The sequence below is a fragment of the Rhizobium aethiopicum genome (genome assembly GCF_900094625.1).
GTDB classification, from domain to species: Bacteria; Pseudomonadota; Alphaproteobacteria; order Rhizobiales; family Rhizobiaceae; genus Rhizobium; species Rhizobium aethiopicum.
The window spans coordinates 429,565-455,593 of the sequence record NZ_FMAJ01000002.1 but is presented as its reverse complement, the minus strand read 5'-3'; the positions used below and the strand labels follow the sequence as shown (position 1 = coordinate 455,593).

The 26,029-nt window shown below is 62.6% G+C and carries 27 protein-coding genes and 1 pseudogene; 16 read left to right on the top strand and 12 right to left on the bottom strand.

Translation table 11 applies throughout. The annotated features are described in order from the left end of the window. Nucleotides 1–197: 197 nt before the first annotated feature. The 3 genes from GA0061105_RS06500 (at nt 198) to GA0061105_RS06490 (ending at nt 3,133) form a co-directional block, all read left to right on the top strand. On the top strand, nt 198–1,115 hold the full coding sequence (locus GA0061105_RS06500) for a bifunctional helix-turn-helix transcriptional regulator/GNAT family N-acetyltransferase (RefSeq protein ID WP_092748857.1): 918 nt from the start codon (nt 198–200) through the stop codon (nt 1,113–1,115). 60 nt (nt 1,116–1,175) lie between these two features. Beyond that, nucleotides 1,176–1,799 (top strand): TetR/AcrR family transcriptional regulator, encoded by a 624-nt coding sequence (locus GA0061105_RS06495; protein WP_092748855.1) that lies wholly within the window; start codon nt 1,176–1,178, stop codon nt 1,797–1,799. Between the two features lie 119 nt (nt 1,800–1,918). Continuing rightward, the gene (locus tag GA0061105_RS06490; protein ID WP_092748853.1) at nt 1,919–3,133 is read left to right on the top strand and encodes an MFS transporter; all 1,215 of its coding nucleotides are present in this window, start codon (nt 1,919–1,921) and stop codon (nt 3,131–3,133) included. Here GA0061105_RS06490 and GA0061105_RS06485 read toward each other — a convergent pair. Next, the gene (locus GA0061105_RS06485; RefSeq protein ID WP_064694623.1) at nt 3,130–3,546 is read right to left on the bottom strand and encodes a winged helix-turn-helix transcriptional regulator; all 417 of its coding nucleotides are present in this window, start codon (nt 3,544–3,546) and stop codon (nt 3,130–3,132) included. The two genes, GA0061105_RS06490 and GA0061105_RS06485, sit on opposite strands and share 4 nt — an antisense overlap. Before the next feature lie 123 nt (nt 3,547–3,669). On the opposite strand from GA0061105_RS06485, the gene GA0061105_RS06480 reads away from it, so the two are divergent. Further along, entirely contained in the window at nt 3,670–4,578 is a 909-nt protein-coding gene (locus GA0061105_RS06480) for an SDR family oxidoreductase (protein ID WP_092748851.1), read from the top strand. A gap of 240 nt (nt 4,579–4,818) precedes the next feature. Here the strand turns inward: GA0061105_RS06480 and GA0061105_RS06475 are convergent, their stop codons facing one another. Then, on the bottom strand, nt 4,819–5,571 hold the full coding sequence (locus GA0061105_RS06475) for a pyridoxine 5'-phosphate synthase (protein ID WP_092748849.1): 753 nt from the start codon (nt 5,569–5,571) through the stop codon (nt 4,819–4,821). A gap of 451 nt (nt 5,572–6,022) precedes the next feature. On the opposite strand from GA0061105_RS06475, the gene GA0061105_RS06470 reads away from it, so the two are divergent. Next, entirely contained in the window at nt 6,023–6,715 is a 693-nt protein-coding gene (locus tag GA0061105_RS06470; RefSeq protein WP_092748847.1) for a MerR family transcriptional regulator, read from the top strand. Between the two features lie 73 nt (nt 6,716–6,788). Here GA0061105_RS06470 and GA0061105_RS06465 read toward each other — a convergent pair whose 3' ends face one another. Then, nucleotides 6,789–7,916 carry an ATP-dependent DNA helicase gene (locus GA0061105_RS06465; protein WP_092748845.1) on the bottom strand — a complete coding sequence of 376 codons (1,128 nt, stop codon included), beginning with the start codon at nt 7,914–7,916 and terminating at the stop codon, nt 6,789–6,791. A 91-nt stretch (nt 7,917–8,007) separates the two neighbouring features. Continuing rightward, nucleotides 8,008–8,925, bottom strand: coding sequence for a LysR family transcriptional regulator (locus GA0061105_RS06460; RefSeq protein ID WP_092748843.1), 918 nt, complete (start codon nt 8,923–8,925; stop codon nt 8,008–8,010). Between the two features lie 129 nt (nt 8,926–9,054). Here GA0061105_RS06460 and GA0061105_RS06455 point away from each other — a divergent pair, with 129 nt between their 5' ends. The 4 genes from GA0061105_RS06455 to GA0061105_RS06440 all read left to right on the top strand — a co-directional run bounded on the left by GA0061105_RS06455 (nt 9,055) and on the right by GA0061105_RS06440 (nt 12,417). After that, on the top strand, nt 9,055–9,534 hold the full coding sequence (locus tag GA0061105_RS06455; RefSeq protein ID WP_064694629.1) for a carboxymuconolactone decarboxylase family protein: 480 nt from the start codon (nt 9,055–9,057) through the stop codon (nt 9,532–9,534). A 67-nt stretch (nt 9,535–9,601) separates the two neighbouring features. Further along, nucleotides 9,602–10,357, top strand: coding sequence for an SDR family oxidoreductase (locus tag GA0061105_RS06450; protein ID WP_092748841.1), 756 nt, complete (start codon nt 9,602–9,604; stop codon nt 10,355–10,357). Nucleotides 10,358–10,425: 68 nt separating this feature from the next. Continuing rightward, on the top strand, nt 10,426–10,842 hold the full coding sequence (locus GA0061105_RS06445; RefSeq protein WP_092748839.1) for a cupin domain-containing protein: 417 nt from the start codon (nt 10,426–10,428) through the stop codon (nt 10,840–10,842). 93 nt (nt 10,843–10,935) lie between these two features. Next, nucleotides 10,936–12,417, top strand: coding sequence for a mechanosensitive ion channel domain-containing protein (locus tag GA0061105_RS06440; protein WP_092748837.1), 1,482 nt, complete (start codon nt 10,936–10,938; stop codon nt 12,415–12,417). Nucleotides 12,418–12,431: 14 nt separating this feature from the next. Here the strand turns inward: GA0061105_RS06440 and GA0061105_RS06435 are convergent, their stop codons facing one another. Continuing rightward, nucleotides 12,432–12,920: an RrF2 family transcriptional regulator gene (locus GA0061105_RS06435; protein ID WP_092748835.1), complete on the bottom strand. Its 489-nt coding sequence runs from the start codon at nt 12,918–12,920 to the stop codon at nt 12,432–12,434. Between the two features lie 220 nt (nt 12,921–13,140). Here GA0061105_RS06435 and GA0061105_RS06430 point away from each other — a divergent pair, with 220 nt between their 5' ends. From GA0061105_RS06430 to GA0061105_RS06420, 3 genes are read left to right on the top strand one after another with little or no spacing between them, the layout of a single operon-like run. Beyond that, the gene (locus GA0061105_RS06430; RefSeq protein ID WP_092748833.1) at nt 13,141–13,521 is read left to right on the top strand and encodes a COG4315 family predicted lipoprotein; all 381 of its coding nucleotides are present in this window, start codon (nt 13,141–13,143) and stop codon (nt 13,519–13,521) included. Nucleotides 13,522–13,552: 31 nt separating this feature from the next. Continuing rightward, a complete protein-coding gene (locus GA0061105_RS06425; protein ID WP_092748831.1) occupies nt 13,553–14,068 on the top strand; it encodes an RNA polymerase sigma factor in 516 nt (171 codons plus the stop codon). After that, entirely contained in the window at nt 14,065–14,847 is a 783-nt protein-coding gene (locus tag GA0061105_RS06420) for an anti-sigma factor family protein (protein WP_092748829.1), read from the top strand. Before GA0061105_RS06425 ends, GA0061105_RS06420 begins: the two co-directional genes overlap by 4 nt. Nucleotides 14,848–14,851: 4 nt before the next feature. On the opposite strand, the gene GA0061105_RS06415 is transcribed toward GA0061105_RS06420, so the two are convergent. The 3 genes from GA0061105_RS06415 to nthA are packed head-to-tail and all read right to left on the bottom strand — an operon-like array spanning nt 14,852 to nt 16,512. After that, nucleotides 14,852–15,223 (bottom strand): nitrile hydratase accessory protein, encoded by a 372-nt coding sequence (locus GA0061105_RS06415; protein WP_092748827.1) that lies wholly within the window; start codon nt 15,221–15,223, stop codon nt 14,852–14,854. Next, the gene (gene nthB / locus GA0061105_RS06410) at nt 15,210–15,869 is read right to left on the bottom strand and encodes a nitrile hydratase subunit beta (protein WP_092748825.1); all 660 of its coding nucleotides are present in this window, start codon (nt 15,867–15,869) and stop codon (nt 15,210–15,212) included. Before nthB ends, GA0061105_RS06415 begins: the two co-directional genes overlap by 14 nt. Nucleotide 15,870: 1 nt before the next feature. Then, nucleotides 15,871–16,512: a nitrile hydratase subunit alpha gene (nthA, locus tag GA0061105_RS06405; RefSeq protein ID WP_092748823.1), complete on the bottom strand. Its 642-nt coding sequence runs from the start codon at nt 16,510–16,512 to the stop codon at nt 15,871–15,873. Between the two features lie 331 nt (nt 16,513–16,843). On the opposite strand from nthA, the gene GA0061105_RS06400 reads away from it, so the two are divergent. Together GA0061105_RS06400 and GA0061105_RS06395 are read left to right on the top strand one after the other, a co-directional pair. Then, on the top strand, nt 16,844–18,115 hold the full coding sequence (locus tag GA0061105_RS06400) for an SDR family oxidoreductase (RefSeq protein WP_092748821.1): 1,272 nt from the start codon (nt 16,844–16,846) through the stop codon (nt 18,113–18,115). Further along, nucleotides 18,115–18,590: pseudogene (locus GA0061105_RS06395) on the top strand (DUF2269 family protein). The gene GA0061105_RS06400 and the pseudogene GA0061105_RS06395 overlap by 1 nt, the downstream one beginning before the upstream one ends. Here the strand turns inward: GA0061105_RS06395 and GA0061105_RS06390 are convergent. Next, on the bottom strand, nt 18,582–19,175 hold the full coding sequence (locus tag GA0061105_RS06390) for a LysE family translocator (RefSeq protein ID WP_092748819.1): 594 nt from the start codon (nt 19,173–19,175) through the stop codon (nt 18,582–18,584). The pseudogene GA0061105_RS06395 and the gene GA0061105_RS06390 sit on opposite strands and share 9 nt — an antisense overlap. A gap of 152 nt (nt 19,176–19,327) precedes the next feature. On the opposite strand from GA0061105_RS06390, the gene GA0061105_RS06385 reads away from it, so the two are divergent. After that, on the top strand, nt 19,328–20,176 hold the full coding sequence (locus tag GA0061105_RS06385; RefSeq protein WP_092748817.1) for an aldo/keto reductase: 849 nt from the start codon (nt 19,328–19,330) through the stop codon (nt 20,174–20,176). A gap of 162 nt (nt 20,177–20,338) precedes the next feature. Here the strand turns inward: GA0061105_RS06385 and ilvN are convergent, their stop codons facing one another. Both ilvN and GA0061105_RS06375 read right to left on the bottom strand, forming a co-directional pair. After that, nucleotides 20,339–20,911, bottom strand: a complete 573-nt coding sequence (ilvN, locus tag GA0061105_RS06380) for an acetolactate synthase small subunit (protein WP_064694644.1) — start codon at nt 20,909–20,911, stop codon at nt 20,339–20,341. Nucleotides 20,912–20,991: 80 nt separating this feature from the next. Next, nucleotides 20,992–22,782 (bottom strand): acetolactate synthase 3 large subunit, encoded by a 1,791-nt coding sequence (locus GA0061105_RS06375; protein WP_082928978.1) that lies wholly within the window; start codon nt 22,780–22,782, stop codon nt 20,992–20,994. 322 nt (nt 22,783–23,104) lie between these two features. On the opposite strand from GA0061105_RS06375, the gene GA0061105_RS06370 reads away from it, so the two are divergent. Further along, entirely contained in the window at nt 23,105–25,129 is a 2,025-nt protein-coding gene (locus tag GA0061105_RS06370) for an ATP-binding protein (protein ID WP_092748815.1), read from the top strand. Here the strand turns inward: GA0061105_RS06370 and GA0061105_RS06365 are convergent. Beyond that, nucleotides 25,114–26,028: a dihydrodipicolinate synthase family protein gene (locus GA0061105_RS06365; RefSeq protein ID WP_092748813.1), complete on the bottom strand. Its 915-nt coding sequence runs from the start codon at nt 26,026–26,028 to the stop codon at nt 25,114–25,116. The genes GA0061105_RS06370 and GA0061105_RS06365 overlap by 16 nt on opposite strands. Nucleotide 26,029: the final 1 nt, after the last annotated feature.

Here is a 26,029-nt window from a genome sequence, read left to right as displayed (position 1 = left end):
CAAAGGTCTTCACACGGAGACTTTTGTCAGTTTGTTGACACGCCTCACCCTTACGCGACGTCATCCTCGGCCTTGTGCCGAGGATCTAATGCCCTATCGACCGGAGGCAGATGCTTGGGGCACAAGCCCGAGCATGACGGAGGCGTGGGTGGTCGGCCTTGTCACCAACCTGATGAGATCTCCCTTTGGAGATCACCATGTCCGACATCGCCCTCATCGAAACCGCCCGCGATTTCAACCGCTTCTATACGAACTTCCTCGGCCTCCTGAACAAGGCCTATCTCGACTCGCCCTATACGCTGACGGATGCCCGCATCCTCTTCGAGATCGGCTCGCATGATGGCGTCAGCGCCACAGCACTTGCTCGCGATCTGCATCTTGACCCCGCCTATCTCAGCCGCATTCTCAAGCGTTTCCGCATCGAGGGTCTGATCGAAACCAATGCCGCTCCGGCCGATCTCCGCAGCCAGATCATTACTGTCACCGACCGGGGACGAGAACAATTCGAAGAACTCGGCCGGCGCGCCAATGCGCAGATCGCCGCCCGTTTCGATATGCTTGCGGCCGGCGAACGGGAAGCGGCGGTGCGTGCCATGGGCACGATCCGCGCCCTGCTCGACCCCACGGCAAAACCGGCGCCTTCGGTCATCCGCGCCCATCGCGCCGGCGATATTGGCTGGATCGTCCAGAGCCAGAGCCGCTTCTATACCGAAGAATATGGCTGGGACCTGCGCTTCGAGGCGCTCGTCGCAGACGTCGCCGCAAAATTCCTCGCCAATTTCGATCCGGCGCGCGAATATTGCTGGATCGCCGAACGCGGCGGCGTCAATGTCGGCTCGATCCTCGTTACCAATGGCGGCGACGGCATCGCCAAGCTGCGCCTGCTCTATGTCGACAAAGCAGCCCGCGGTCTCGGACTCGGCAAGCTGCTGGTCGACGAATGCATCCGCTTTGCCAGGCAGAAGGGCTATCGCGAGCTTTCGCTCTGGACCAACGACATGCTGGACACCGCCCGCGCCATTTACGTCAAATCAGGCTTCCGGCTTGTCTCCGAGGAGAGACATCGGATGTTCGGCCCCGAGGCGAACGGCCAGACCTGGGTGCTGGATCTCTGAATTTGCTGCATCGCAGAAATTCGACTTGATTTGGAAACGATCATTTCCTAATTAGGGTACATGACCGTTGCCGACCTCACATCAGATCAAAAAACCCGCAGCCGCGGCCGCCCGCGCGAGTTCGATAAGGACGCGGCCCTGGATGCTGCCCTGCGGGTCTTTTCCGAACGCGGCTATCACGCCACCTCCATCAGCGAGTTGACCGAGGCGATGGGCCTTGCCTCAGGCAGCATCTATAAGGCGTTCAAAGACAAGCGCGGCGTTTTCATCGCCGCCTTTGCCCGTTATCGCCAGCTCGGGCGGCGTCGCCTGGAAGCGATGATCGCGTCGGCCGAAACGGGCCGCGAAAAGGTCTTTCAAATGGTGATGTATTATACGGAGCTCTCCCATGGCGAGGCCGGCCGCAAAGGCTGCCTCGTCGTCGGCGGCGCCAATGACTTCGCGCTGCTCGACGATGAAACGGCCGCTCATGTCGCCACTGCTTTTGCCGCCGACGAGAAGCTGATGGCCGATCTGATCCGCATCGGCCAGGCCGACCGGACCATCCCGAAGACGGTGGACCCTGATGCCGCCGCCCTCGCCTTTCTCTGCCTTACCAAGGGTTTGCGCGTCATCGGCAAGACAGGACGCAGCAGGCAGGAGATGGTCGCCGCAGCCGAAGCGGCGATGAAGCTCGTGACCTGAAAAACGCGCTTCAGGCCACGCGCATAAACGATCGAAATGCGGCATCCGGTCAAAATCGGGCGGCCGCAGCCAGCATTCTTGCAGTCAATTCTCACGATCCTTGAATACCGGAGTTTCTGATGAGCGTTTCAGCCACCACGCCGGATAAAGCCATTCCACGAGCGCTATCCCCCTGGCTCACCTTTCTTTTCGCCGCCGCCTGCGGGCTGGTGGCCGCCAATCTTTATTACGGCCAGCCGCTTGCCGGGCCGATCAGCGCCGATCTCGGCTTTTCCCCTGCCGCGACCGGTCTGATCGTCACGCTGACGCAGATCGGCTACGGTCTCGGCCTGCTGCTGATCGTGCCGCTCGGCGACCTTACGGAAAACCGCCGCCTGGTCCTGCTGCTGATCGCCGTCTCCGCCGTGGCGCTGATCGGCGCCGCGCTCTCGACGACGCCTGCCATGTTCCTCATCGCCTCGCTCTCCATCGGCCTCGCCTCGGTCGCCGTCCAGGTGCTCGTGCCCTTTGCCGCGAACATGGCGCCAGATGCGACGCGCGGCCAGGTCGTCGGCAATGTCATGAGCGGCCTGCTCTGCGGCATCATGCTGGCGCGGCCTTTCGCGAGCTTCGTCGCCGAGGCCTCCTCCTGGCACATGGTCTATTACGTCACGGCCGCATTGATGCTCGTGCTCGCCATCGTGCTCCGCGCCAACCTGCCGGTCCGCGTGCCGAAAACCAAGCTCGGCTATGGCGAGCTGCTTGCCTCCATGGCCCATCTGGCGCTGACCTCACGCGTGCTGCAACGCCGCGCCCTCTATCAGGCCGGCATGTTCGGCGCCTTCAGCCTGTTCTGGACGACGACGCCGCTGCTGCTCGCAAGTCCGGCCTTCGGCCTGACGCAGAACGGCATCGCGCTCTTCGCGCTCGCCGGTGCCGCCGGCGCCATTGCCTCGCCGATTGCCGGCCGGCTCGCCGATCGCGGCATGACCAAGATCGCCTCAACCATCGCCATGCTGCTCGGCATGGCTTCCTTCCTGATCAGCCATTTCGCAAGCGACGGCTCGCTCACCGCCCTGATTCTTCTGACCTTGGCCGCGATCACGCTCGATTTCGGCGTCACCACCAATCTCGTCTGCGGCCAGCGCGCCATTTACGATTTGAATCCGGAACATCGCAGCCGGCTGAACGGCCTCTTCATGGCGACCTTCTTTGCCGGCGGCGCGCTCGGCTCGGCGCTCGGCGGCTGGGCCTATGCGACCGGCGGCTGGACGATGACGGCCTGGATCGGCTTCGCCTTCCCGGCACTGGCCTTCCTGCTGTTCCTGACGGAAGGGCGCAGCAATAAAGCCTAGCTCTCGGCAGAATCGAAGCGCAAGCGAGCATCACGAACCGCCTCGTGGTTCGCTTCCGCCCAGTTGAGAAGCTGCGACAGCGGCTGGTAGAGCGAACGGCCGAGATCGGTCATCGAATATTCAACGCTCGGCGGCTTGGTCGGGAAGACCTCGCGATTGACATAACCGTCCCTCTGCAGGTCGCGCAGCGTCTGTGTCAGCATGCGCTGCGAGATATCGGGCAGCATCCGCCGCAACTCGCCGAAGCGGCGGGGCTCGGCCGCCAGCACCTCGAGCAGCAGTGTCGACCATTTGCCGCCGATCTGCTGCATCATGTCCCGCACCGGGCAATTGGAAAAATCGAGGCCGGCAAGATCGATCTCGCGCCGCATCCCCGGCATCCTGTTCTTCAGACTTAGGACCTCGCCGCTCATTGGATGGTTCCTTTTTGGTAACGTACAGCCGAAAAACTGCCTCCTTTACACCGCGAAGTCAATTCCTATTCTAGTGCTAGTCTCTTTTTGAGACCACCTATCAAACGCAGAAGGAAATGACGTATGAGCGAAACCATCCTGGTCACCGGCGCCGCCGGACAGCTCGGCCAGCGTGTCATCCATCACCTCATCGAAACCTACAAGGTCGCCCCCGGCAAGATCGTCGCGGCGACACGCAACCCCGAGAAGCTTTCCGCTCTCGCAGCGAAGGGCGTCGTCACGCGCAAGGCCGATTTCGATGACGCGGCAGGGCTGGAAAAGGCTTTCGCCGGCATCGACCGCCTGCTGATCATCAGCACCGATGCGCTCGACACCCCCGGCAAGCGCCTCACCCAGCACAAGGCTGCCGTCGCTGCCGCCGCCAAGGCGGGCGTCAAGCACATCGCCTACACCTCGATGCCGGCGCCCGACGATTCGCTCGTCGTCTTCGCGCCCGATCACCTCGGCAGCGAGAACGCCGTCAAGGCGAGCGGCGTCGACTATACGATCTTCCGCAATGCCTGGTATCACGACAATTACCTGCACGGCATGCCGCACAACCTGCAGGGCGGCAAATGGTACAGCGCCACGGGCGACGGCAAGATCTCGACCATCTCGCGGGACGACTGCGCCCTCGCGATTGCCGCAGCCCTTGCCTCGGGGACTTCCGAAAACGCCACCTACACGCTGACGGGCGCTGAACTGCTGACCAACCGGCAGGTCGCCGCCACCGTCTCCGAGGCCGCCGGCAAACCGCTCGAAGTGGTCGACGTCAATGACGAACAGCTCGGCCAAGGCATCCGCGGCGCCGGCCTCCCCGACTTCATCGCCGACATGCTGGTCTCCGCCGACGCCAACACCCGCGCCGGCAAATTCGCGATCGTCACCGAAGACTTCACCAAATTGACCGGCAAGCACCCGCAGCCGCTGAAGGATTTTTTTGTGGCGCATAAGGCAGCGCTGACGGCGGCTGGCAGCGCCGGAGGCCATTGAATCTGTCGCTTATTCCTGCTCTTGAGGTAGGGATAAGCGACCAGACTTTGACGGGAAAATCTCATTACCGCAAATGAGTCACTCACGGCGCAGACGCGCCGTGGCTGGATTCCTGTGACAAGCACAGGAATCCAGCGCGCCCAACTCCTTGGCGAGGGAGACGCGATATGCCCCGTCCGTCTCACCGCCAGAAACGTCGTGACTCGATCCCACTCGAAGCGCTAAGGGCAGCGGCCTTCCTCAGACCTTCTGCCCGCAAGCCCTGCGGAACCGCCGCACCGTTTCCGCCATGCCGTATTCCAGCGCGTCGGCAGTCAATCCATGGCCGATGGAAACTTCGGCGAGATCAGGAATGCGCTTCACCAGGTCGGGCAGGTTTGCGACCGTCAGATCATGCCCGGCATTGACGGCAAGGCCGATCGCCAGCGCCGCGTCCGCCGTGCGGCTTAGCGCCTCGAGGATCGGCGCTGCCCGCTCCGGTGCGTCGTAGCAACCGCCATAGGGGCCGGTGTAAAGCTCGATCCGGTCAGCACCCACCCCCTTGGCGATCTCGACCGCTTCTGTGTCGCCGTCGCCATCGGCAAAGAGCGAGACACGGCACCCCATCATCTTCAGCCGTGCGACGACATCGGTGAGGAAAGCCTGATGTTTGCGGAAATCCCAGCCGTGATCGGAGGTCGCCTGAGAGGGGTCGTCGGGCACCAGCGTCACCTGCTCGGGTGCAGCGCCGGCACAGAGATCGAGGAACTCCTCAGTCGGGTAGCCCTCAATGTTGAACTCGGCCTTGGGGAATTCATCGTCGATCAGGTTGCGGATGACGGGCAGGTCGGAAAATCTGATATGGCGCTGGTCGGGGCGCGGATGCACCGTCAGACCGCTGGCTCCCGATGCAAGCGCTATGCGCCCGAGGGCTTCGACGCTCGGCCAGGGCAGATCACGCCGGTTACGCAGCATGGCGATGGCGTTAAGGTTCACGGAGAGCTTGGCGGGCATGTCTGATATCCATCGGCGCTGAAACGGAGGCTCCGCTTTTAAGCCAAGTGCCCGGCAATGGCCAACGAGATTCGCAAATGGATCCGATACCGGTTGCTGATGGGATTACCGTGCGGTCGAGATTTGCTGCCCCGCCGCGCCGACAACAGCAATTCTCATCGCCCTTGAAGGTCGCCGTGCCGATGCGGCATGGCAGCGGATTTGTTTTGCTGCAGCACACCCCAACAGCCTGCAATTGATGCCGTCGCGTTGCTATCCCATTTAAAAGAGATTATTTTTAGGACTTCAAAAAAAGATCGTTCACGCATAACGTGGACATTGTGTCGCGTAAACGTAAGCCGCGTACTGCTTCTTTCCCCATATCAGACGCTCAGAGGAAACCCCACTCGCCGCGACCGGGAAGCAACTGGCAAATCCGCATGAGGTGCAACAAGATGCCCTAGGAGGGTTCATGCCAGACGGTTCCAAACGCCTGTTTGCTACCGCCGGTATCGCTTCGGAGGCCCGGTTCAGATACCGGTTTCTGCCTTCGGCCGCGCTGCCGCCGGATCTGCCTGATGGTCCGGTGCCAATTGCCGACATGGCAAACGCGTTCGGCGTTACACACAGGACCCTGCATTTCTACGAAGAAAAGGGATTGATCTCCGCCAATCGCATCGGCCCGATGCGGGTTTACGGCCAGGACGACGTGATGCGCATGGCCGTCATCACCGTCTGCCGCGAAACGGGCATGCCGATCGCCGTGATCCAGGAATTGATGAATGAGCTTCGCGGCGCCGATTCGCAGGAAGCGGCCGAGGCGATGTTCCGCGAGGCCCTGCAGGTGCGCAAGCGCGAGCTGACGGCCGAAATGTCGACGCTGCACCGCCAGCTCCAGCAGGTCGGTGACCTCCTTGATTTCGACGAGAGCATGGAGGCGCAGCCCCTCAACGACAATCAGGACAGTTCCAGCCTGACCCCGCAGGAACGGCGTTGCCTGGAATTGATGGCAGAGGGCTACTCCACCCAGCGCATTGCCCGGGCGCTCGATCTGAAGCATGACGAGACCAGGGATCTCGAGGCCGAAATCATCCTGAAATTCCGCGCCAACAACCGCTTCCAGGCGATCGCCAAGGCGGTCCTGCTCGGCATTGTGCAGGCTTAAAGACGGACCAGGCCCGGCCGCCCCGTCCCAACCAGAATGACGAGACGCGATCGGATCGCGAAACGCGATTGGATTAGCGAACGATCGTCAGCGTCTCCGCCGCGCGTGTGATCGCGGTATAGAGCCAGCGCTCCCTGGTATCGCGAAAGGCCCAGCTCTCGTCGAATAGTACGACGTCGTTCCATTGCGAACCCTGTGCCTTGTGGACGGTCAGGGCATAACCATAGTCGAACTCGTCGTAACGCTTGCGGGTGTTCCAGGGAATCTCGCCTTCGACATCTTCGAAGGCCTGCTTGAGCAGCTTGATCTTGGCGGCCCCGCGATCCATGTCGTCGTCTTCGGGGCGGACTAGGAGATTGATGCCGGGCTTCGTCGTTTCCTTCGACGAGGTCATGACCTGCCAGAGCGAGCCGTTGAGCAGGCCCTTGGCCGGATCGTTGCGGAGGCAGACGAGCTTGTCGCCGGTCTGCGGATAATCGGCGCTGAAGCCCTTTAATTCACGCAGGCGCTGGTTATAACGCCGCCTTGTCCTATTGGTGCCGACGAGCACCTGGTCGGCATCAAGCACGAGCTGCTGCGTCACCTCGTTTTTAGAGATCACCCTGGCCGTGCCGTAGTCCCCATACATGATCTCATTGCCCTCTCGCACCTGCATGGCGAGCTTGATGATCGGATTGTCGCGCGCCTGCCGGTGGATATCGGTGAGCAGATAATCCGGATCCTGATTGGTGAAGTAACCGCCGCCCGAGACCGGCGGCAGCTGGCCGGGATCGCCGAGCACCAGGATCGGCGTGCCGAAGCTCATCAGATCCTTGCCGAGCGCCTCGTCCACCATCGAGCATTCGTCGACGATGATCAGCGCGGCTTTCGCGACCGGGCTCTGCCGGTTGATCGAAAACATCGGCGCGATCGAGGTCTTGCCGGTTTCCTCGTCCTCCACCGCCTCCTCGCCGCGTGGGCGGTAGATCAGCGAATGAATGGTCTTGGCGTTGGAGGCGCCGCGCGAGCGCAGCACCTGCGCAGCCTTGCCCGTGAAGGCGGCAAACAGCACGTCACCATCGACATTTTCGGCAAAATGCCGGGCAAGCGTCGTCTTGCCCGTTCCGGCATAGCCGAACAGGCGAAAGAGCGGCGAGCGCCCTTCGTTCAGCCATTTCGAAACAGCCTTCAGGGCTTCGTCTTGTTGCGGCGCAAATTGCATGATCAGACGACTTGGCAGGATTCGCCTGACTTAGGCAAGGCGGAAACTTACGCTGCTGGGCGATGACGGCAGATCACCGCACTCATCGGTTTCAGCCCCGGTCCACGCCGCTCGCGCACATCGACGGGTCCTGCGCCATCGCACCGATCATAAAATCCAGAACCGTCTTGACCCGGAGCGGCATGTTGCGTCGCGAGGGATAGACGACGGTGACCGGCAGGCGGCTCGGCTGGAAATCCTTCATCACCGGGATCAGCCGTCCGGCGGCGATATCGGGCATGGCGATGATGTGGGAGAGCACCGCAAGCCCCGCGCCGGCAACGGCGGCCCTGTGAATGGCGACGGCGTTGCAGGCGGTCAGCCGCGGCGAGATCCTGACCGATATGTCTTCCGAGCCGTTCGAGAAGGACCATGTATTGGCCTCGCCTGCCCTGCTGTAGCACAGGCATTCGTGGTCCTTGATGTCCTTTGGCGCGCGCGGAGCCGCCCTGCGCGCGAGATAGGCGGGAGACGCGACGAGGAAGGCCGTCGTCCAGCCGATCCGCCGGCAGACGAGGCTGCTGTCGGCGACCGGGCCAAGGCGCACTTCGAGATCGAGTCGCTCCTCGATCATATCTGAGCTCTGCTCCCTGAACAGCAGTTCGACCGAGAGTTTTGGATGAGCGGCGAGAAGATCGCCCAGCCGCTCGCTGAGATAGAGCCCGAGGGGTGCCGGAACGCTGAGCCTGACCTTGCCCGAAGCGATCGCTCCATCCGATCCGGCGGCATCGCCGAGTTCCTCCACCGCTTCGAGAATCCTCAGCGCCATTGGCAGCATCCGCTCTCCTTCCGCCGTCAGCGACAGGCCGCTCGTCGTGCGATGCAGGAGGCGCATGTTGAAATGGCCTTCGAGTGCGGCGACCTGCCGCGAGACCGCCGGCTGGGTCACGTCGAGATCGTGCGCGGCGGCTGAAAACGAGCCCGTCTCCACGACGCGCTGGAAGGTCCGCAATGCCGAAACGATATCCATCCCATCCCTCATACTTTTGCGCATAGGCTTTATGCCGCCAGACTAAGCGAGAATGGCTTTACAGTCCAGCAATTAAGGATATCTTCCATCCATAAGGATATTAAATGTCCTTAATTAGAGGAGAATGACATGACCCAGCGCTTGAACTACGCCCAGCAGTCCCCCGAGCTTTTCAAGAAATTCACGGAATTCAGCATGGCGCTCCGCAGCAGCGTCATCGACGAGAAGCTGCAGGCCTTGGTGGAAATCCGGGCTTCGCAGATCAACGGATGCGGCTTCTGCCTCGACATGCATGTGAAGCAGGCAAAGATCCATGGCGAGAGCGAGTTGCGGATCTATCATGTCGCCATCTGGCGGGAATCGAACCTGTTCATTCCCCGCGAGCGCGCCGCACTGGCTTGGACCGAAGCCCTGACGAAGCTTCCCGAGGGCGGCGTTCCCGACGAGATCTATGAGCGGGTTCGCGGCCAGCTTTCCGAAAAGGAAATCTCCGACCTCACCTTCGTCGTCATGGCTATAAACGCCTGGAACCGCGTCAATGTCGGCTTCAAGACCGTGCCCGGCACGGCCGACAAGGCCTATGGCCTCGATAAGGCTGGCCTGAACTAACCCTCACAATTCATTGAAAAGATTCAATTTTGACGCTGCCGCGCCCGGCAGCGAAGGGAGATCCGTTATGAAAATCGTTGTCATCGGCGGAACCGGCCTCATCGGTTCGAAAACTGTCGAACGCCTGCGTAAGCGCGGTAATGAGGTGATTGCCGCCTCCCCGAACTCAGGCGTCAACACGATCACCGGAGAAGGACTGGCCGAAGCGCTTGCAGGCGCCCAGGTCGTGCTCGATCTTGCCAATTCGCCCTCCTTCGAGGACAAGGCCGTGCTCGAATTCTTCGAAACCTCGGGGCGCAATCTTCTTGCCGCCGAGAAGGTCGCCGGCGTCAAGCACCATATCGCCCTTTCGGTCGTCGGCACCGAGCGCCTGCAGGAAAGCGGCTATTTCCGTGGCAAGCTCGCCCAGGAAAAGCTGATCAAGGCCTCCGGCGTTCCCTATACCATCGTGCATTCGACGCAGTTCATGGAATTCCTGAGCGGCATCGCCCAGTCCGGCACGGTCGGCCAGACTGTCCGCCTGTCGCCGGCCTATGTGCAGCCGATCGCTTCCGACGACGTTGCCGACGCCATGGCCGACGTGGCGCTCGCCGCCCCCGCCAACACCACGATCGAGATAGCAGGCCCGGAACGGGCCCGTCTCAGCGAACTCGTCGCCCGCTACCTTAAGGCGATGCAAGACCCGAGGACCGTCGAGGCCGATGCAGAGGCGCGATATTTCGGCGCGAGACTGAACGATCAGTCGCTCGTCTCCGACGACGATCCGCGGCTCGGTACGATCACATTCGAAGAGTGGTTCGCCAAATCAGCCCAGTCGAAGTGATTGGCTTGCCTCGAGGGCGCGGCCGCTCGGGCGCGTCCTCTCCACCCCCGCAACAAAAGGAGATCCCGATGATCAGGACTTTAATCCTCTCCGCCGCCCTCGCCCTTCTGCCAGCCGCTGGCGCCACCGCCCACGACAGCAGCAAATCCGCGAAGGTGACGCTCGTCTATGAACACGAACTGCCGAACGTACCGGGCAAAAGCATTAAGAGCGTGCTGGTCGAATATGGCCCGGGCGGCTTCTCCGAAGGCCACACGCACCCGGACTCGGCCTTCATCTACGCCACCGTGCTCGAAGGCTCGATCCGTAGCCAGGTCAATGACGGCCCGGTCAAGGTCTATCAGACCGGAGAGAGCTTTTCCGAAATGCCGGGCGACCGCCACGGCGTCAGCGCCAATGGCAGCGACACACAGCCCGCCCGCCTGCTCGCCGTCTTCGTCGTCGACACCAACCAGAAAGAGCTGACCTTCCCGCTGCAGAACTGATGTCGGTCTTGATCACCCGCGCATGCCGATGCTTGCGCGGGTGGCCGACATGCTGAATCATGTGCCGCCCGCCCCTCCCGGAGACAGACAGAGATGATCTACGACGCGCTCTTCGGCAAGCCGCTGGCTTCCCTCATCGTGGTCGGCTTTGCCGGCATCGTCGTCTGGTACCTCCTCTCCAGCCAACGGCCGACGACGCGGCTGGTGGTGCAGATCCTCTTCTTTGCGGTGATGACCCTGATTCTCGTCGGCAGCGGCATGGAACCGCATCGCTTTCAGGGATATCAGTCCGAAGACCCGCAGGCCTTGCTCGTCATCGTCGCCAAATCGCTCTGGTGGGTCCACCTGGCATGGGCCGTCATCGGTTTCATCAGGCTTTATCTGGTGCTGGAGGGCAGTCCGCGGGAGGCCCGCCTGCTCCAGGATCTGGTCATCGGCGTCGTCTATATCGGCATGGCGCTCTCGATCCTTGCTTTCGTCTTCGGCGTGCCGATCGGAACCCTCGTCGCGACATCAGGCGTGGTCGCCATCATTCTCGGTCTGGCGCTCCAGAACACGCTCGCCGACGTCTTTTCCGGCATTGCGCTGACGCTCGGCCGACCCTATGTCATCGGCGACTGGATCCTGTTGAGCGACGGCATGGAAGGACGCGTTGTCGAGAGCAATTGGCGCGCGACGCACATCCTGACCCCTGGCAATAACGTCGTCGTCCTGCCGAACAGCTTTCTGGCGAAACTCGGCCTGACCAATGTCAGCCGCCCGGACGAGAGCCATCTGCTGATCCTCACCATCCGCATCGCACCGACGCGGATGCCGGCATCTATCCGCCAGACCATGCTCTCCGCGCTCACAAGCTGCAATTCGATCGTGCGCGAGCCGCCGCCGGTCGTTGCGCTGAAGGGGCTGGACGCCACCGCGCTCGATGTCGAGTTGCAGTTCCGGGTGACTAGCCCCAGCCAGCGCGTGCCGGCGCGAAACGAGGTGCTCGATCTCGTCTATCGCCATTGCAAATCCGCCGGCCTGCTTCTCGCCGTTCCCGCCGCGGCCAATGTCGTGACCGCCGACCTGCCGACGGAAGAAAACGCCAAGCCGCCCCGTGTTACGCCGCTTGCGCTGATCGAAGCCATTCCGGTGTTTGCGTCGCTGACATCAGATGAAAAGCAGAAGCTCGCCGAAATCACCGCCGCGCGGCAGTTCCGCAAAGGCGATGTCATCGTCCGGGAGGGCGAAATGCTGCCCTCGCTGATGATGGTGCGCGCCGGCATCATCGTGGCGCGGCGCGAAGGCGAAGAGCGCGGACGGTTTGCGCCGGGCGACTTCTTCGGCGAGACCGGCCTGCTCGCAGGCATGCAGGAAGTCTGCGCCCTGGAGGCCCTGACCCCGGTGACGGTCTATGAAATCGACCAGGTGGCCTTTGCGCCGCTGCTCACCGAACGACCGGCTTTGGCCGAAGAAATCGCCGAAGCTCTTGCCGGCCGCGCCGAACGCTTCCGCGACGGCACCGCCCTGCCCCCGGAACAGGCCCGCAACGCGCATGCCATCCTCAAGACCATCAGGACTATCTTCAAGGCGTAGAGATTCGCACCCTCTCAGCCGGCGCGCTTCAGCACCCATTCGAAGGTGCTCTGCCAAAGGTCGGGCCGCACCTCCTCGGACAGAATGCCGACAAGATCGGAGAGCCGGACACGTCTCAGAGTATCGCGCCAGGCCTCGTCGGCTTCCCACATGATGCGGGCGACGGCGCAAGGCTTGCTGTCGCAATAGCCGGCCGGCCGGCACGGGTTGTTCTCTCGGATGTTCGTGCAGGTGAAGCTGCGCGCCTTTCCCTCGACCGCCTCGACGATGTCGAGGAAATTGATCTCGGACGGGGATCTCGCAAGCCTGTAGCCGCCGCTCGGGCCGAGCGTGGTATCGACGAGCGAGGCTTGCGAAAGGCTTTGCAGCGCCTTGGAGAGATATTCCTTCGGCAAACCATGAAGCTCGGCGAGCGCCTTGGTGGAGAGATACCTGCCCTCGGGCAGGCCCGCGAGAATGGCGCAGCAGTGCAGCGCCCACTCGACCTGGCTTTTCAGGATCATTCAGCAACTCGTAATGGATCGGTTCCGCGAACCAAATTAAGGATACAGAATATCCGCAAAACAGCACGGTGTAAATGATCTGCCGAGGCAGCTTGTAACGCTGAGCTGCGGGCGCTTCCCCCGCGACGACTTTTTCGCTGCATGGGGAATAAAACCGCCTCGTCCCGTGTCTCATCTCAGGTACCGCAGCATTGCGTGCCCAACCTCAAGGAGAGACATCATGACATCCGTGAAATTCCTTTCCGTCGCAGCCGCAGCCGCCCTTGCCGCGACCGCTGCTTTCGCCGCCCCTCCCATCAAGGAAGTCGAATCCGCCAAGGGCAAGGTGCTTGCCGGCGAAAACGATATGACCCTCTACACCTTCAAGAAGGACGCCAAGGGCGTTTCCAACTGCTACGACGATTGCGCCAAGAACTGGCCCCCGCTGATGGCCGCTTCCGATGCCAAGGCCGATGGTGCATATTCGATCATCGAACGCAAGGACGGCACGAAGCAATGGGCCAAGGACGGCATGCCGCTCTATTACTGGGTCAAGGACAAGAAGGCCGGCGACATCACCGGCGACGGTGTCGGCGGCAACTGGGATCTCGCCAAACCTTGATAGTAGGGGCCTTGCTGCCAAGAAAGCCGGCATGAAGATACCTGCACCGGAAAGCTTCGAGGGCCAGATCCTGGCCCTCCTCCCCTCGCTCAGGCGCTATTCGCGCAGCCTGACGCGTTCGGATGCCGATGGCGAGGATTTGCTACAGGACTGTGTCGAGAAGATTCTGACGCGCCGCGGCCAATGGCGCGGCCTCAATCTGCGCGGCTGGGTGCTGACCATCATGACCAATCTCTATCGCAACGGCCGGCGCGACAAGGCGCGCGACGGCCTTGTCGAGCTCGACGCCGCAGAGAATATGGCCGACCCCGAACTCGCGGCCGATCCGCTGGAGCGCGCCCGGCTCAACGATGCGCTGAACAGCCTTTCGGAGGAGCACCGCGCCGTGTTGATGCTCGTCGTCATCGAGGGATACAGCTACAGCGAGGTTTCCACCGCGCTCGATATCCCGATCGGCACCGTGATGTCGCGCCTGTCGCGCGCCCGCCGACGCGTCGCCGAGCACCTGAAGGCCGATAACATCATTACGCTTCGGAGGCCGAAATGAACGAGACCAACCCGATCGTCACCGAAGCCGATCTCCACGCCTATGCCGACGGGCAACTGCCGCAGAGCTCGCGCGCCCGCATCGAAGCCTACCTCGCCGACAATTCCGAGGAGGCGGCGATGGTCGCCGAATGGCAGGCCCAGAGCACAGGCATCCGCTCGCTCTTTTCAGGTTACGAGAAGGCCAGGGATACCGATCCGCTGCTCGTCACACCTGCGCGCGCCGCCTCACCCAGGTCAAAGCGCTGGAGGCTGACCGCCGCGGCTCTGCTCGTCTTCGCGCTAGGCGCCCTCAGCGGCCATTATGGCCCCGCTCTTCTGGAAAGGCCGGAGTTGCAGCTTGCCGGCTCCGAAACCTTCCCGAAACAGGCCGAGACCGCCTTTACCGTCTATGCCGCCGAGGTTCGCCACCCAGTCGAGGTCTTCGCCGACGAGGAGGCCCATCTCGCCACCTGGCTCGGCAAGCGCCTGGCGATCGACAACCTCAAGATCCCGAACCTGCAGCCGCTGGGCTTCAAGCTGATCGGCGGCCGCCTGCTACCGGTCGACGGCAAGCCGGGGGCGATGTTCATGTACGAGAACCAGGCCGGCGAGCGCCTGACAGTGATGGTCGGCCGCAACCGGGAAAACCGCACCACGAGCTTCCGCTTCGCCTCGTCCGGCGATCTCGAAACCTTCTACTGGATCGACGGCGAACTCGGTTACGCCGTCACCGGCGAAATCTCGCGCGAGACGCTGCGTGCGGTGGCCGAGGAGTGCTATCGGCAGTTCCCGTCTTGAAAGATCAGCGCAGCGGATCATTGGCAAGCTCGATCGGTTTGCCATGCGGCGTGGCTTCGGCTGCCCGCTGCCAGCTCTTCTGAAGGTCGAGGATAACGGATGCGTCCACCAGGCTGCGACTGATCAGCAGATTCGAAAGCGCAGCCACCCAGCATTCGAAATAATCGCTGCCATCCTCGGCCCGGCCCGGCTGATGCAATTCCCGCGAAAGGGTTTCGGCCCACTCGCTCCAGGAAAACAGCCCCTGCTGGTGCAGATGCACGGTCATCGCGAAGGCCTCAGCCGCCCAGGGCTCGGGGAAGACGGGATCACCCTCCGGCGACTTCGGCAGGCCCGGCGAATGCGAGAGCTGAGAGGGGTTTTCACACACGCTCAAGATAGCTCTCCCACGCATCGATCGAGACCGTCAGCGACGGGTCGGCGCCATCGCCCCAGACCTCTGTACCGTTGAAAACGACAGTGTAGAGCCATTGCGGGTTCTCGCCCTTGCCATGCGCATTGTCGTCGGGAAAGACGAAGGAACCCTGCACGGCTTCGACGACGCCAGTCTTGGCCCTGGCATATCGCGGCAGCCGCGTATGGGTCGCCGGATTGAAATTCTTCGTCTTCACCCGCTCGCCGACCGCGAAAAGCGGCGCGCTGTCCACCGGCCGGTCGCATGGCCCGCCTTTAGCGAGGACTCCGGGCACCATCTCTGCCTTCAGCACCCGCTTCGGCGCCGTCCCATCCTGCAGCCTGCGCCCGGAAAGCAATTCCTTGCGTGTCGCAAAGCCGTGCCGTTCCAACAGCTTCTCGACGCCGCGGATCCAGATCTCGTAATAGCTCGCCGCGAGATAATCGGCCGGCGGAATATTCTCGCGCGCATGCCGGCTTTCATCGATCGTCCAGGCGCCGAAAGCGCCGCAGGAAAGCGTGATGCCCAGCGCCCGCTTTTCCCATTCGGCATGGAAATAGGGTTCGTTCTCTTCAGGCGCGACAGGCCCGAAGCCCATCTGCCCGCCGAGATCATGGGGTCCGTTCATGTCAAAACCTCCGGGCCGCGGGGACCGCCGTCCCGATCATCGCGTCGCGGCTGACGAGGCTGGCAAGGGCCGTCTCGCCCATTCCTTCCGTGCCCGCCGGCCGCTCCGGGATGACGAGATAACGCAGCTCCGCCGTCGAATCCCAGACGCGGATCTTCTTCTCCTCAGGCAGCATCAGCCCGAATTCGGCAAGCACGCCGCGCGGGTCGATGACGGCACGCGAGCGATAGGCCGGCGCCTTGTACCAGACTGGTGGAAGGCCGAGCACCGACCAGGGATAACAGGAGCAGAGCGTACAGACGATCAGGTTATGAGTGTCAGCCGTGTTGAAGACGGCGCGCATATGCTCACCCTGCCGTCCGGTGTAACCGAGGCTCGCAATCGCCGCCGTCGCATCTCGCTTCAGCCAGTCCGCGAATTCCGGATCGCTCCAGGCTTTCGCGACGACATGGGCACCGTTCCGCGGCCCCACCTTCGTCTCATAAGTCTCGACGATCGCATCGATCGCTGCCGGATCGATCAAACCCTTCTCCGTCAGCAGCGTTTCCAGCGCTTTGACGCGCGCCTGCATGTCGGAATAGTGGTTGTCGTGATCGTGCCCCTGGGCGTGACGATGGTGATCGTCGTGGTCATGGTCGTGCAAGGCAATGTCCTCCCAGAACGGAGCGTGCGTTTTTTATCTCGGCGGTAGCCCGGACACCCCTTCTATCCAGCGGGGAGAAGGTGCCCGCAGACGGATGAGAGGGTAAGCGGCAGAGCCGCGCATGCCCTGAGCGCAAGTTAAGAGCACCATCGATGTCGTGCCGTGCCGCCCCCTCATCCGACCCTTCGGGCCACCTTAGAAGGTCACTCGCGGCAAGGCCCTGCCCTTCCTCAAAGCATCAATCGTATAAACATCTCTTCTCTTTCTATCACACCTCACGCACCCGCCAAGCCCTCCTATTCCCCTCAAACTTTTCCGCTGATCTCCTGCCATGAACATCCTGATTCTCGGCGCAACCGGCTTCATAGGCTCCGTCGTCGCGGCCCGGCTCGCGGCCGATGGGCATGCCGTGACCGGGCTCGGCCGCAATCCTGCGCGTGCGCGTTTGAAGCAGCCCGCGATAAACTGGCGGCGGGCCGATCTCTCGCGCATGACGAAGACCGAGGACTGGGAGGATTTCCTGAAGGGCCAGCATGTCGTCGTCAATTGCGCCGGCGCGCTGCAGGACAGCCTGTCGGACGATTTAGCGGCGACTCAGGCGGATGCAATGCTGGGGCTCTATGCCGCTGCGAAACGCTCTCAGCCTCTGATCGTGCAGATATCGGCAAGGACGGCGGGCGCGGCCGGCGATCTGCCTTTCCTTGCCACGAAGCGGCAGGCCGACGAGGCGCTGGCGGCAAGCGGTCTGCCTCACGCCATCCTGCGCCCTGCCCTCGTTCTCGGTCGCAACGCCCATGGGGGCTCGTCGCTCATCCGGGCGCTGGCCGCCTTCCCCCTGGCGCTGCCGCTTACCCATGTGCAAAGCCCGGTCGACACGCTTTCCGTGGACGACGTGGCGGAAGCCGTATCGCAGGTGATCGCGGGCGATCTGCGCGGGGATATCGTTCTTGCTGCCGGCGAGGTCCTGACGCTCGCCGAACTCGTGCGCCTCCACCGGCAGTGGCTGGGCCTGCCGCCCGCCCGCGTCATTTCCCTTGCTCCGTGGTTTGCGCGGCCCGTGACCTGGCTCGCCGATGTCGCTGGCCAGCTCGGTTGGCGTTCGCCGCTACGCTCGACGGCGATGACCGTCATGTCCGAAGGCATCAGAGGCGAGAGGGCGCATCGCGGGCTTGCCGCGTCATCAGCCGAGGCAACGCTCGCGGCCAACCCCTCCGGCGTGCAGGATCTCTGGTTCGCCAGGCTCTATCTCCTGAAGCCGCTCGTCATATCAGGCCTATCGGCCTTCTGGCTGCTCTCCGGGCTGATCCCGCTGCTGGCGGTGGAGAAGGCCGCCGCGCATTTCCTGCCCTTGATGCCCGAGGCGGCGGCAACGGCGCTGACGCTTCTCACCTGTCTCATCGATATCGCGCTCGGCGCCGCCGTCCTTGTCCGCCCGCTCGCCAGACGCGCCCTCCTCAGCATGCTGGCCGTCTCATTGGCCTATCTCACAGGCGGTACACTTCTCGAACCGGTGCTTTGGCTCGATCCGCTCGGCCCGCTCGTCAAGGTGCTGCCATCGATCCTGCTGACGCTCACGGCCCTTGCCATCCTGGATGAACGCTGATGCTCGAAGAATGGCTGCTGCTTGCCCATGTCATCGGCGCGACCGTTCTCTTCGGCACGGGCGCCGGCATCGCCTTTTTCATGGTGATGGCGCACCGCACGCGTGATCCCGCTTTGGTCGCGCATGTCGCCGCGACCGTCGTCATCGCCGACACCATCTTCACGGCGACCCCGCCGTTCTCCAACCGGTGAGCGGCTATTTGCTGGCGCGATCGATCGGCTGGGACCTTTCGGAGGGCTGGATTGCGCTGTCGCTGCTGCTTTATGTCGTGACCGGCTTGTTCTGGCTACCGGTCGTCTGGATTCAGATCCAACTGCGCGACCTCGCCGGCGCCGCGGCAAGCTCGGGAAGCGTCCTGCCGCCCAGCTATGACAGCCTCTACCGCATCTGGTTCGTTTTCGGCTTTCCGGCTTTCTCGGCCGTCTTCGGCATTTTCTGGCTGATGCTGACGAAACCGTCGATCGCTCTATTTTAGCATCGGCCAGAGGCTCCCCACCAGAAGCACCGCCATGATGATATTGAACCATTTCAGCCGCACCGGATCGGAAAGCCATTCCCGGAGCGCCGAGCCGAAACCCGCCCAGGTCGAAACGCTCGGCACGTTGACCATCGCGAAAGCCAGGCCGACGATCAGCACGCTCAAGAGGTAGAGCTCGGGATTGGTATAGGTCGCCATCGCGGTCACCGCCATCACCCAGGCTTTCGGATTGATCCATTGGAAAGCCGCCGCCGAGGCGAAGGATATCGGCGCCGCACCGCTCTTGCCCTGGCCAAGCGAGCGCGACGAGGCAATTTTCCAGGCGATCCAGACGAGATAGGCGCCGCCCGCAAACTTCAGCGCCGTATAGGCAGCGGGGACCGTGTGCAGCAGCGCCCCGAGCCCGAAACCGACGCCGATGAGCAGCGAGAAGAAGCCGGCACCGATGCCGAACATATGCGGGATAGTCCTGCGGAAACCGAAATTCACGCCCGAGGCGAAGAGCATCATATTGTTCGGCCCCGGTGTGAGCGACGTCGTGAAGGCGAAGAGAACGAGAGCGAGAAACGTGTCCAGCGGCATGCGACCTCCCGAAGCCGGCTTTTCCAGCAGCCCGCTTTATTTAGGTCAGCATAATTGCCCTAAATCGGTGATGCCATTGCATCATTGTCATGGTGACAGGATTACTTGAAAGATAGCGGCGCAGCGCAATCTCTTGACCAGGATGAAGAGCCATGCAGGACGACCCTATCCCCACCGTTGAATTGCCGAACGGCGTAGAGGTTCCGGCGCTCGGCCAGGGCACCTGGGCCATGGGCGAGGATGCCGACCATGCCAGCGCCGAGATCGAAAGCCTCAGAGCCGGCATTGATCTCGGCATGACTCTGATCGACACCGCCGAAATGTATGGCGACGGCGGCGCCGAGGAAATCGTTGGCCAGGCGATCAGGGGACGGCGGGACGAGGTCTTCATCGTCAGCAAGGTCTATCCCTGGAACGCCAGCCTGAAAGGCACGATCGAGGCCTGCGAACACAGCCTCGAGCGGCTGGGCACCGACCGCATCGATCTCTATCTCCTGCACTGGCGCGGCAATTATCCGCTCGCCGAAACAGTCGCCGCCTTCGAAATGCTTAAGGCGTCAGGCAAGATCGGCGCCTGGGGCGTCTCCAACTTCGACACTGATGACATGGAGGAACTGCTCGGCGTGCCCGACGGCGCCAATGTCGCCACCAACCAAGTGCTCTACAATCTCTCCCGCCGCGGCGTCGAGTATGATCTGCTGCCCTGGTGCCAGAGCCGCGGCATTCCCGTTATGGCCTATTCTCCGATCGAGCAGGGCCATATCCTCCATGATGCGGAACTGATCCGCATCGCCAAGGCCTATCAGGCGACCCCCGCCCAACTGGCGCTCGCCTTCCTGCTCGAACGCGACGGCGTCATCGTCATTCCGAAGACGTCGAATGCCGAACGCGTTCGCGAAAACCGCGACTGCATCTCGCTCGAGATCACCGATGAGGATTGGCAGGCGCTGGACGCGGCCTTCCCGCCGCCGGCAAGTAAAAGGCGGCTGGAGATGCTGTGATCTCCGGCCGCTCAGACTGTTTCACACCTATCCGATTATATGCCGAAACTCGCGATTCCCCCTCGCCCCAGGGGAAGAACAGGCTTTAAGCAACCTCTCCGTCCCTCGCCCACCGGACAACTCCGGCACAGGGCGAGAATGACGTCGAGTAAAGATGCCAGCTCACATCCCCTGCGCGCCGCGGTTCATCGCGGCAATACCGGTCCGGCAGACCTCGATCAGACCGAGCGGCTTCATGATCGCGATGAACTGGTCGATCTTCGACGACTTGCCTGTTATCTCCAGGATGAAGTGGTCGATCGTCGCGTCCACCACCTTGGCATGGAAGGCATCGGCGAGGCGCAACGTCTCGGCGCGGGTTTCGCCCTCGCCGATCACCTTGACCAGCGCCACTTCACGCTCGATCGGCCGGTCCTGGCCGAGTTCGCGAGCCCGCACAGTCAGATCGACGACGCGGTGCACCGGCACGATGCGTTCGAGCTGCGCCTTGATCTGCTCCAGCACGTGCGGCGTGCCGCGGGTCACGATGGTGATGCGGGACAGATGCGCCTGATGCTCGGTCTCGGAGACGGTGAGGCTCTCGATGTTGTAGCCGCGGCCGGAGAACAGGCCGATAACGCGGGCAAGGACGCCCGGCTCGTTGTCGACGAGAACCGAGAGCGTATGGCTCTCGATCGCCGTCGTTTCCGGAGAGATGAAATAGGCAGAGCCCGTGGGCTGAAGGTGTGCGTTCATGATCCTGGGTTTCCTCTCGCCGCATAACCCTGAAAATCGGCCACGATTTTCGGAAAGGAATTATGCGCAATTATTAAGTCTTAGACGAGCTGGCGGCCCTTGGCGTCGATCGCGTTTGCGACCGCTTCGTCGGTGGCTTCGTCGGGCAGCAGCATTTCGTTATGCGCCTTGCCCGAGGGGATCATCGGGAAGCAGTTGGCGAGATTGGCGACGCGGCAATCGAAAATGACCGGCTTCTTGACCTCGATCATCTCGACGATGGCATCGTCGAGCTCGTCCGGCTTGTCGCAGCGCAGGCCGACCGCGCCATAGGCTTCCGCCAGCTTGACGAAATCGGGCATCGCCTCCGTATAGGAGTGCGACAGGCGGTTGCCGTGCAGGAGCTGCTGCCACTGACGCACCATGCCCATATACTGGTTGTTCATGATGAAGATCTTGATGGGCGCGTCGTACTGGATCGCCGTCGACATTTCCTGAATGCACATCTGGATCGATGCGTCGCCGGCAATGTCGATGACGAGGCTTTCGGGATGGGCGATCTGCACGCCGAGTGCCGCCGGCAGGCCGTAACCCATCGTGCCGAGGCCGCCCGAGGTCATCCAGCGATTCGGCTGTTCGAAGCCGAAGAACTGCGCCGCCCACATCTGATGCTGGCCGACTTCGGTCGTGATGTAGGTATCGCGGTCCTTGGTGTGCGCAAAGAGCCGCTCCAGTGCATATTGCGGCATGATGACATCATTGTTCTTCGTATATGCGAAGGAGTTGCGCGCCCGCCAGCGGGCGATATCCCCCCACCAATCATCGAGACGGTTCTTCTCCGGCTTCTTCGGCAACGCCCGCCACAGGCGGACCATGTCTTCCAGGACATGGCCGACATCGCCGCGGATGCCGATGTCGACGCGGACGTTCTTGTTGATCGAGGAAGGATCGATATCGATATGGATCTTCTTCGAGTTCGGCGAGAAGGCGTTGAGACGGCCGGTGATGCGGTCGTCGAAGCGAGCGCCGATGCAGACCATGACGTCGCAATCATGCATCGCCATGTTGGCTTCGTAGGAGCCGTGCATGCCGAGCATTTTCAGCCAGTTCTTGCCGGAAGCCGGATAGGCGCCGAGGCCCATCAGTGTCGAGGTGATCGGAAAATCAGTGAGTTCGACCAGTTCGCGCAGCAGCTTGGAAGCCTCGGGGCCGGAATTGACGACGCCGCCGCCGGAATAGATGATCGGACGGCGGGCAGTCGCCATCAGCTCGATCGCCGCATGGATTTGGTTGAGATCGCCCTGGATCTTCGGCTGATAGCTCTTCTGGATCGAGTAATCGGCCGGCGGCGTGTAGGTGCCGGTCGCAAACTGAACGTCCTTAGGAATATCGACGACGACGGGGCCCGGTCGGCCGGACTGGGCGATGCGGAAGGCTTCATGGATGATGGCGGCGAGCTGGTTGACGTCCTTAACCAGCCAGTTGTGCTTGGTGCAGGGCCGGGTGATGCCGACCGTATCGCATTCCTGGAAGGCGTCGGAGCCGATCAGTGGGGTCGGAACCTGGCCGGTCAGGCAGACGAGCGGGATCGAATCCATCAGCGCATCCTGCAGTGGCGTAACCGCGTTGGTGGCGCCGGGACCTGAGGTCACCAGCATGACGCCGACCTTGCCGGTTGAGCGGGCGTAGCCTTCAGCCGCGTGGCCGGCCCCCTGCTCGTGGCGAACGAGAATGTGCTTGATCTCGTCCTGCTGGAAGATCTCGTCATAGATCGGCAGGACCGCGCCGCCGGGATAGCCGAAGATATGTTCGACGCCATTATCCTTCAGCGCCTTGAGAACGATCTCCGCTCCCGTCATCCGATTGCCTGCCGCCTGATTGTCCGTGCTCATCTGTCTGTTCCGTTTGATGCTGGGATTTGCGTTTGTGGCCGGGAGCCCGATTTCGGGCACAAAAAAAGGCCCCGGAGGAGCCTGTCATCTTGCGCATGGGTGGCTGTCGCCGGATGGTTACACCATCCTGCCCATGCGCTTCCCCACCACGATAAGAGCCGTTGCGATTTTCATGGCGGGAAGTGATAGACAGAAAATTTCGCAGCGTCAACGCATGTCGCAATAAAAAACTGCCCCGCGCCTGCGCCTCCCAAAATCGATAGGATGAAGGATTTGTTAAAGGATCGACTTTATCCTTTAACGCTACTGCAGGGAGTAGCCTTTGCTCAACAACGACTTGCGCATGTCTGGCAAGGCAGGCGAGCACGATAGACGCGACGGCCATACGCCGGGAAATCGCTTTCTCGGCCGCGTCGTTGCTTGCAGTGGCTCCAGGGCAACGATTGCCGCCGTCGCCGAACAGGGCGGCACCGATCTCACCGAGCTCTGGTCCGTCGGCCGGCTCATTTCCATCAGCGTCGGCCGCAACCGCGTTGTCGCCCTGGTCTACTCCATGAATACCGGCAGCCATGCCTGGGGCGAAGGCGAGGATAATACGTTCAGGATCGAGACCGAGCTTCTTGGCGAAGTCCGCGTCGACGAGGACGGGCGCGAGGAATTCTCGACCGGAATCTCGCGTTATCCCTATCTCGGCGCCATCGCCCACCGCATTCGCGCCGCCGACCTCATGCGCATCTATGATGCCGGAACCGGCACGACGGCCGTCATCGGTAAGCTGACGCAGGACGAAAGCATCGATGCGGCAATCCACATCCCCTCGATGCTCTCGAAGCATTTCGCCGTCGTCGGCTCGACCGGCGTCGGCAAATCGACGGCCGTATCGCTGCTCCTGCACAAGGCGATCGCGGCCGATCCGAAGCTGCGCGTGCTGATCCTCGATCCGCACAATGAATTTGCCGCCGCCTTTCCCAACCACGCCGTCACCATCGATACCGATACGCTCGACCTGCCCTTCTGGCTGATGCGGCTCGAGGAATTTGCCGAAGTCGTTTTCCGTGGCCGCCCGCCCGTGCCCGAGGAGCTCGACATGCTGCGCGACATCATGCCGGAGGCCAAACGCGCCTTCCGCGGCAGCGACAATTCGCTGGTGCGCCGCACCACGGAAAAGAGTTCGATCACCGCCGACACACCCGTTCCCTACCGCATGGCCGATCTCCTGGCGCTGATCGACGAGCGCATCGGCCGCCTGGAAGGCCGTGCGGAAAAGCCGTCCCTGCGTTCGCTGAAGATGCGCCTCATCGCCGCGATCAACGATCCGCGCTATCACTTCATGTTCTCCAACAACACGATCAGCGACACGATCACCGATACCATCGCGCAGATCTTCCGCATCCCCGGCGACAGTAGGCCGATCTGCACCTTTCAGCTCGCAGGCATCCCCTCCGAGGTCGTCAACTCCGTCGCCTCCGTGCTCTGCCGCATGGCTTTCGAGGTGGCGCTCTGGAGCGACGGCGCCATCCACATGCTGGTCGTCTGCGAGGAAGCCCACCGCTACATCCCGTCGGATCCGACGCTGGGCTTTGTGCCGACGCGCCAGGCGATCGCCCGTATCGCCAAGGAAGGCCGCAAATACGGCGTCTCGCTTGGTATCATCACCCAGCGGCCGGGCGAGCTCGACCAGACGATCCTGTCGCAATGCTCGACGCTCTTTGCCATGCGCCTTGCCAATGATCGCGACCAGGAAATCATACGATCGGCCATTCCGAATTCATCGATCTCGACGACGAGCTTCATCTCCTCGATCGGTAATGGTGAGGCGATCGCCTTCGGCGAGGCGATCAGCGTGCCGATGCGTATGCGCTTCTCCCGTGTCGAAGAGAACCTCCTGCCGAAGGCCGCCAGCGCCAACAACAAGCATAGTGAGGAAGATCCCGATACTGTCGATCTGCGCAAGATCGTGACCCGCATGCGGGCGGTGACTGTCGGGCCTGACATTTCGACCTTCCAGCAGAGCGTTGCGGCATCCATGCCGGGTTTCGACGAGGCGCTGGAAGCCGGCGAGGCTTTCGACACAAAACCCGTCCCCCCGCCCCCGCCGGCTTCGGCGCCGCTCGAATCTTATCGGCGCGAATTGCTGCCGCAGGCGCCGCGGCTGGACCCGGCCGAGCCGGCCCCGACCGATCCGCGGCTGGATGCGCTGCGCCGCGAACTGCGTCGCGAGGAGCCGGTCTTTCCCCGGCCGGCGCCGCCGACAGACCGGCCGCCGATCACCCGCCGGGAACCCGGCACGTCGCTGCGCGAAAGCATCCTGAAAAAGCCGCTGAGCAGCCTCTACAACAAGGACTGACGTTCCAGCACGATCAGCGGCCGGGCAATGTCGAGCACGCGCTGGCGGTCCGCCGGTCCAAGCGGCAGCAGCGGCCGCGGAAGCTCTGCCCGGACATCCAGCAAATGCTCGGCCAGCATATAGACCACGCGAATGCTCCCATGCGCCTTGAACACCTCCCAGAGCGGCTGCAGCAGGCCATCGAGCCTGCGCGCCTCGCCGCCACTGCCGGCCATGGCGGCCCTGGTCAAAGCAAGCGCCGTACGCGGAAGCAGGCCACCGATGACGCTGTACCAGGCGTCTGCGCCTGAAGAGAGCGCTTCAGCAGCACCCCAATCGCCGCTGTAGCCGATCGCGAGGTCGGCCTTTTCCCGCAGTCGTGCAAGCTCCCCACGCAAATCGCCGTCGGCCGGCAGCGGCATCTTCACCGCCCTGATCGTCTCGATATCGGAGAGGCGCTGCAGAAGCTCGCAGCCGAAGGTGAAGTGCGTCGTGCCGGGATTGTTGTAGATGCACAGCGGAAGCCTGGTCGCCTTCGCCACCGCAAGGAAATGCTGGTAGGCCTCTTCCTGGGTCAGCGGTGTGTAGGAAACGGGCGCGAGGAGGAGCGCATCCGCGCCGGCAGCCTCGGCGTCCCTCGCGAGATCGACGGCATGGTCCGTCCTCAGAGCGCCGGCGCCGACGACAAGCGGAATGCGGCCATTGACGCATTCGACCGCTGCCTCGACGGCCCGCAACCGCTCCTCGCGCGTGAGATAGGCATAGATCCCGGTGCTGCCGAGAAGGCCGATGGAGGCGACGCCAGCGTCACAAAGCGGGCCGAGCAGGCGGCAGAGTGCTTCCGCATTTACGCGACCATTGATGTCGGCGGGCGTTGGCGGAAAGGCCGAAAGACCATGAAATGGAGACACTGAAGACATG

What these genes read in the sequence shown, in the direction of transcription:
- GA0061105_RS06430 (WP_092748833.1), top strand. Translation starts at nt 13,141, where the DNA reads ATGACATCCGTGAAATTCCTTTCCGTCGCAGCCGCAGCCGCCCTTGCC.
- GA0061105_RS06470 (WP_092748847.1), top strand. Translation starts at nt 6,023, where the DNA reads ATGCCAGACGGTTCCAAACGCCTGTTTGCTACCGCCGGTATCGCTTCG.
- GA0061105_RS06425 (WP_092748831.1), top strand. Translation starts at nt 13,553, where the DNA reads ATGAAGATACCTGCACCGGAAAGCTTCGAGGGCCAGATCCTGGCCCTC.
- ilvN (WP_064694644.1), bottom strand. Translation starts at nt 20,911, where the DNA reads ATGAACGCACACCTTCAGCCCACGGGCTCTGCCTATTTCATCTCTCCG.
- GA0061105_RS06480 (WP_092748851.1), top strand. Translation starts at nt 3,670, where the DNA reads ATGAGCGAAACCATCCTGGTCACCGGCGCCGCCGGACAGCTCGGCCAG.
- GA0061105_RS06485 (WP_064694623.1), bottom strand. Translation starts at nt 3,546, where the DNA reads ATGAGCGGCGAGGTCCTAAGTCTGAAGAACAGGATGCCGGGGATGCGG.
- GA0061105_RS06490 (WP_092748853.1), top strand. Translation starts at nt 1,919, where the DNA reads ATGAGCGTTTCAGCCACCACGCCGGATAAAGCCATTCCACGAGCGCTA.
- GA0061105_RS06450 (WP_092748841.1), top strand. Translation starts at nt 9,602, where the DNA reads ATGAAAATCGTTGTCATCGGCGGAACCGGCCTCATCGGTTCGAAAACT.
- GA0061105_RS06500 (WP_092748857.1), top strand. Translation starts at nt 198, where the DNA reads ATGTCCGACATCGCCCTCATCGAAACCGCCCGCGATTTCAACCGCTTC.
- GA0061105_RS06495 (WP_092748855.1), top strand. Translation starts at nt 1,176, where the DNA reads ATGACCGTTGCCGACCTCACATCAGATCAAAAAACCCGCAGCCGCGGC.
- GA0061105_RS06375 (WP_082928978.1), bottom strand. Translation starts at nt 22,782, where the DNA reads ATGAGCACGGACAATCAGGCGGCAGGCAATCGGATGACGGGAGCGGAG.
- GA0061105_RS06440 (WP_092748837.1), top strand. Translation starts at nt 10,936, where the DNA reads ATGATCTACGACGCGCTCTTCGGCAAGCCGCTGGCTTCCCTCATCGTG.
- GA0061105_RS06445 (WP_092748839.1), top strand. Translation starts at nt 10,426, where the DNA reads ATGATCAGGACTTTAATCCTCTCCGCCGCCCTCGCCCTTCTGCCAGCC.
- GA0061105_RS06435 (WP_092748835.1), bottom strand. Translation starts at nt 12,920, where the DNA reads ATGATCCTGAAAAGCCAGGTCGAGTGGGCGCTGCACTGCTGCGCCATT.
- GA0061105_RS06365 (WP_092748813.1), bottom strand. Translation starts at nt 26,028, where the DNA reads ATGTCTTCAGTGTCTCCATTTCATGGTCTTTCGGCCTTTCCGCCAACG.
- GA0061105_RS06420 (WP_092748829.1), top strand. Translation starts at nt 14,065, where the DNA reads ATGAACGAGACCAACCCGATCGTCACCGAAGCCGATCTCCACGCCTAT.
- GA0061105_RS06385 (WP_092748817.1), top strand. Translation starts at nt 19,328, where the DNA reads ATGCAGGACGACCCTATCCCCACCGTTGAATTGCCGAACGGCGTAGAG.
- GA0061105_RS06475 (WP_092748849.1), bottom strand. Translation starts at nt 5,571, where the DNA reads ATGCCCGCCAAGCTCTCCGTGAACCTTAACGCCATCGCCATGCTGCGT.
- GA0061105_RS06390 (WP_092748819.1), bottom strand. Translation starts at nt 19,175, where the DNA reads ATGCCGCTGGACACGTTTCTCGCTCTCGTTCTCTTCGCCTTCACGACG.
- GA0061105_RS06460 (WP_092748843.1), bottom strand. Translation starts at nt 8,925, where the DNA reads ATGGATATCGTTTCGGCATTGCGGACCTTCCAGCGCGTCGTGGAGACG.
- GA0061105_RS06400 (WP_092748821.1), top strand. Translation starts at nt 16,844, where the DNA reads ATGAACATCCTGATTCTCGGCGCAACCGGCTTCATAGGCTCCGTCGTC.
- GA0061105_RS06455 (WP_064694629.1), top strand. Translation starts at nt 9,055, where the DNA reads ATGACCCAGCGCTTGAACTACGCCCAGCAGTCCCCCGAGCTTTTCAAG.
- nthB (WP_092748825.1), bottom strand. Translation starts at nt 15,869, where the DNA reads ATGAACGGACCCCATGATCTCGGCGGGCAGATGGGCTTCGGGCCTGTC.
- GA0061105_RS06465 (WP_092748845.1), bottom strand. Translation starts at nt 7,916, where the DNA reads ATGCAATTTGCGCCGCAACAAGACGAAGCCCTGAAGGCTGTTTCGAAA.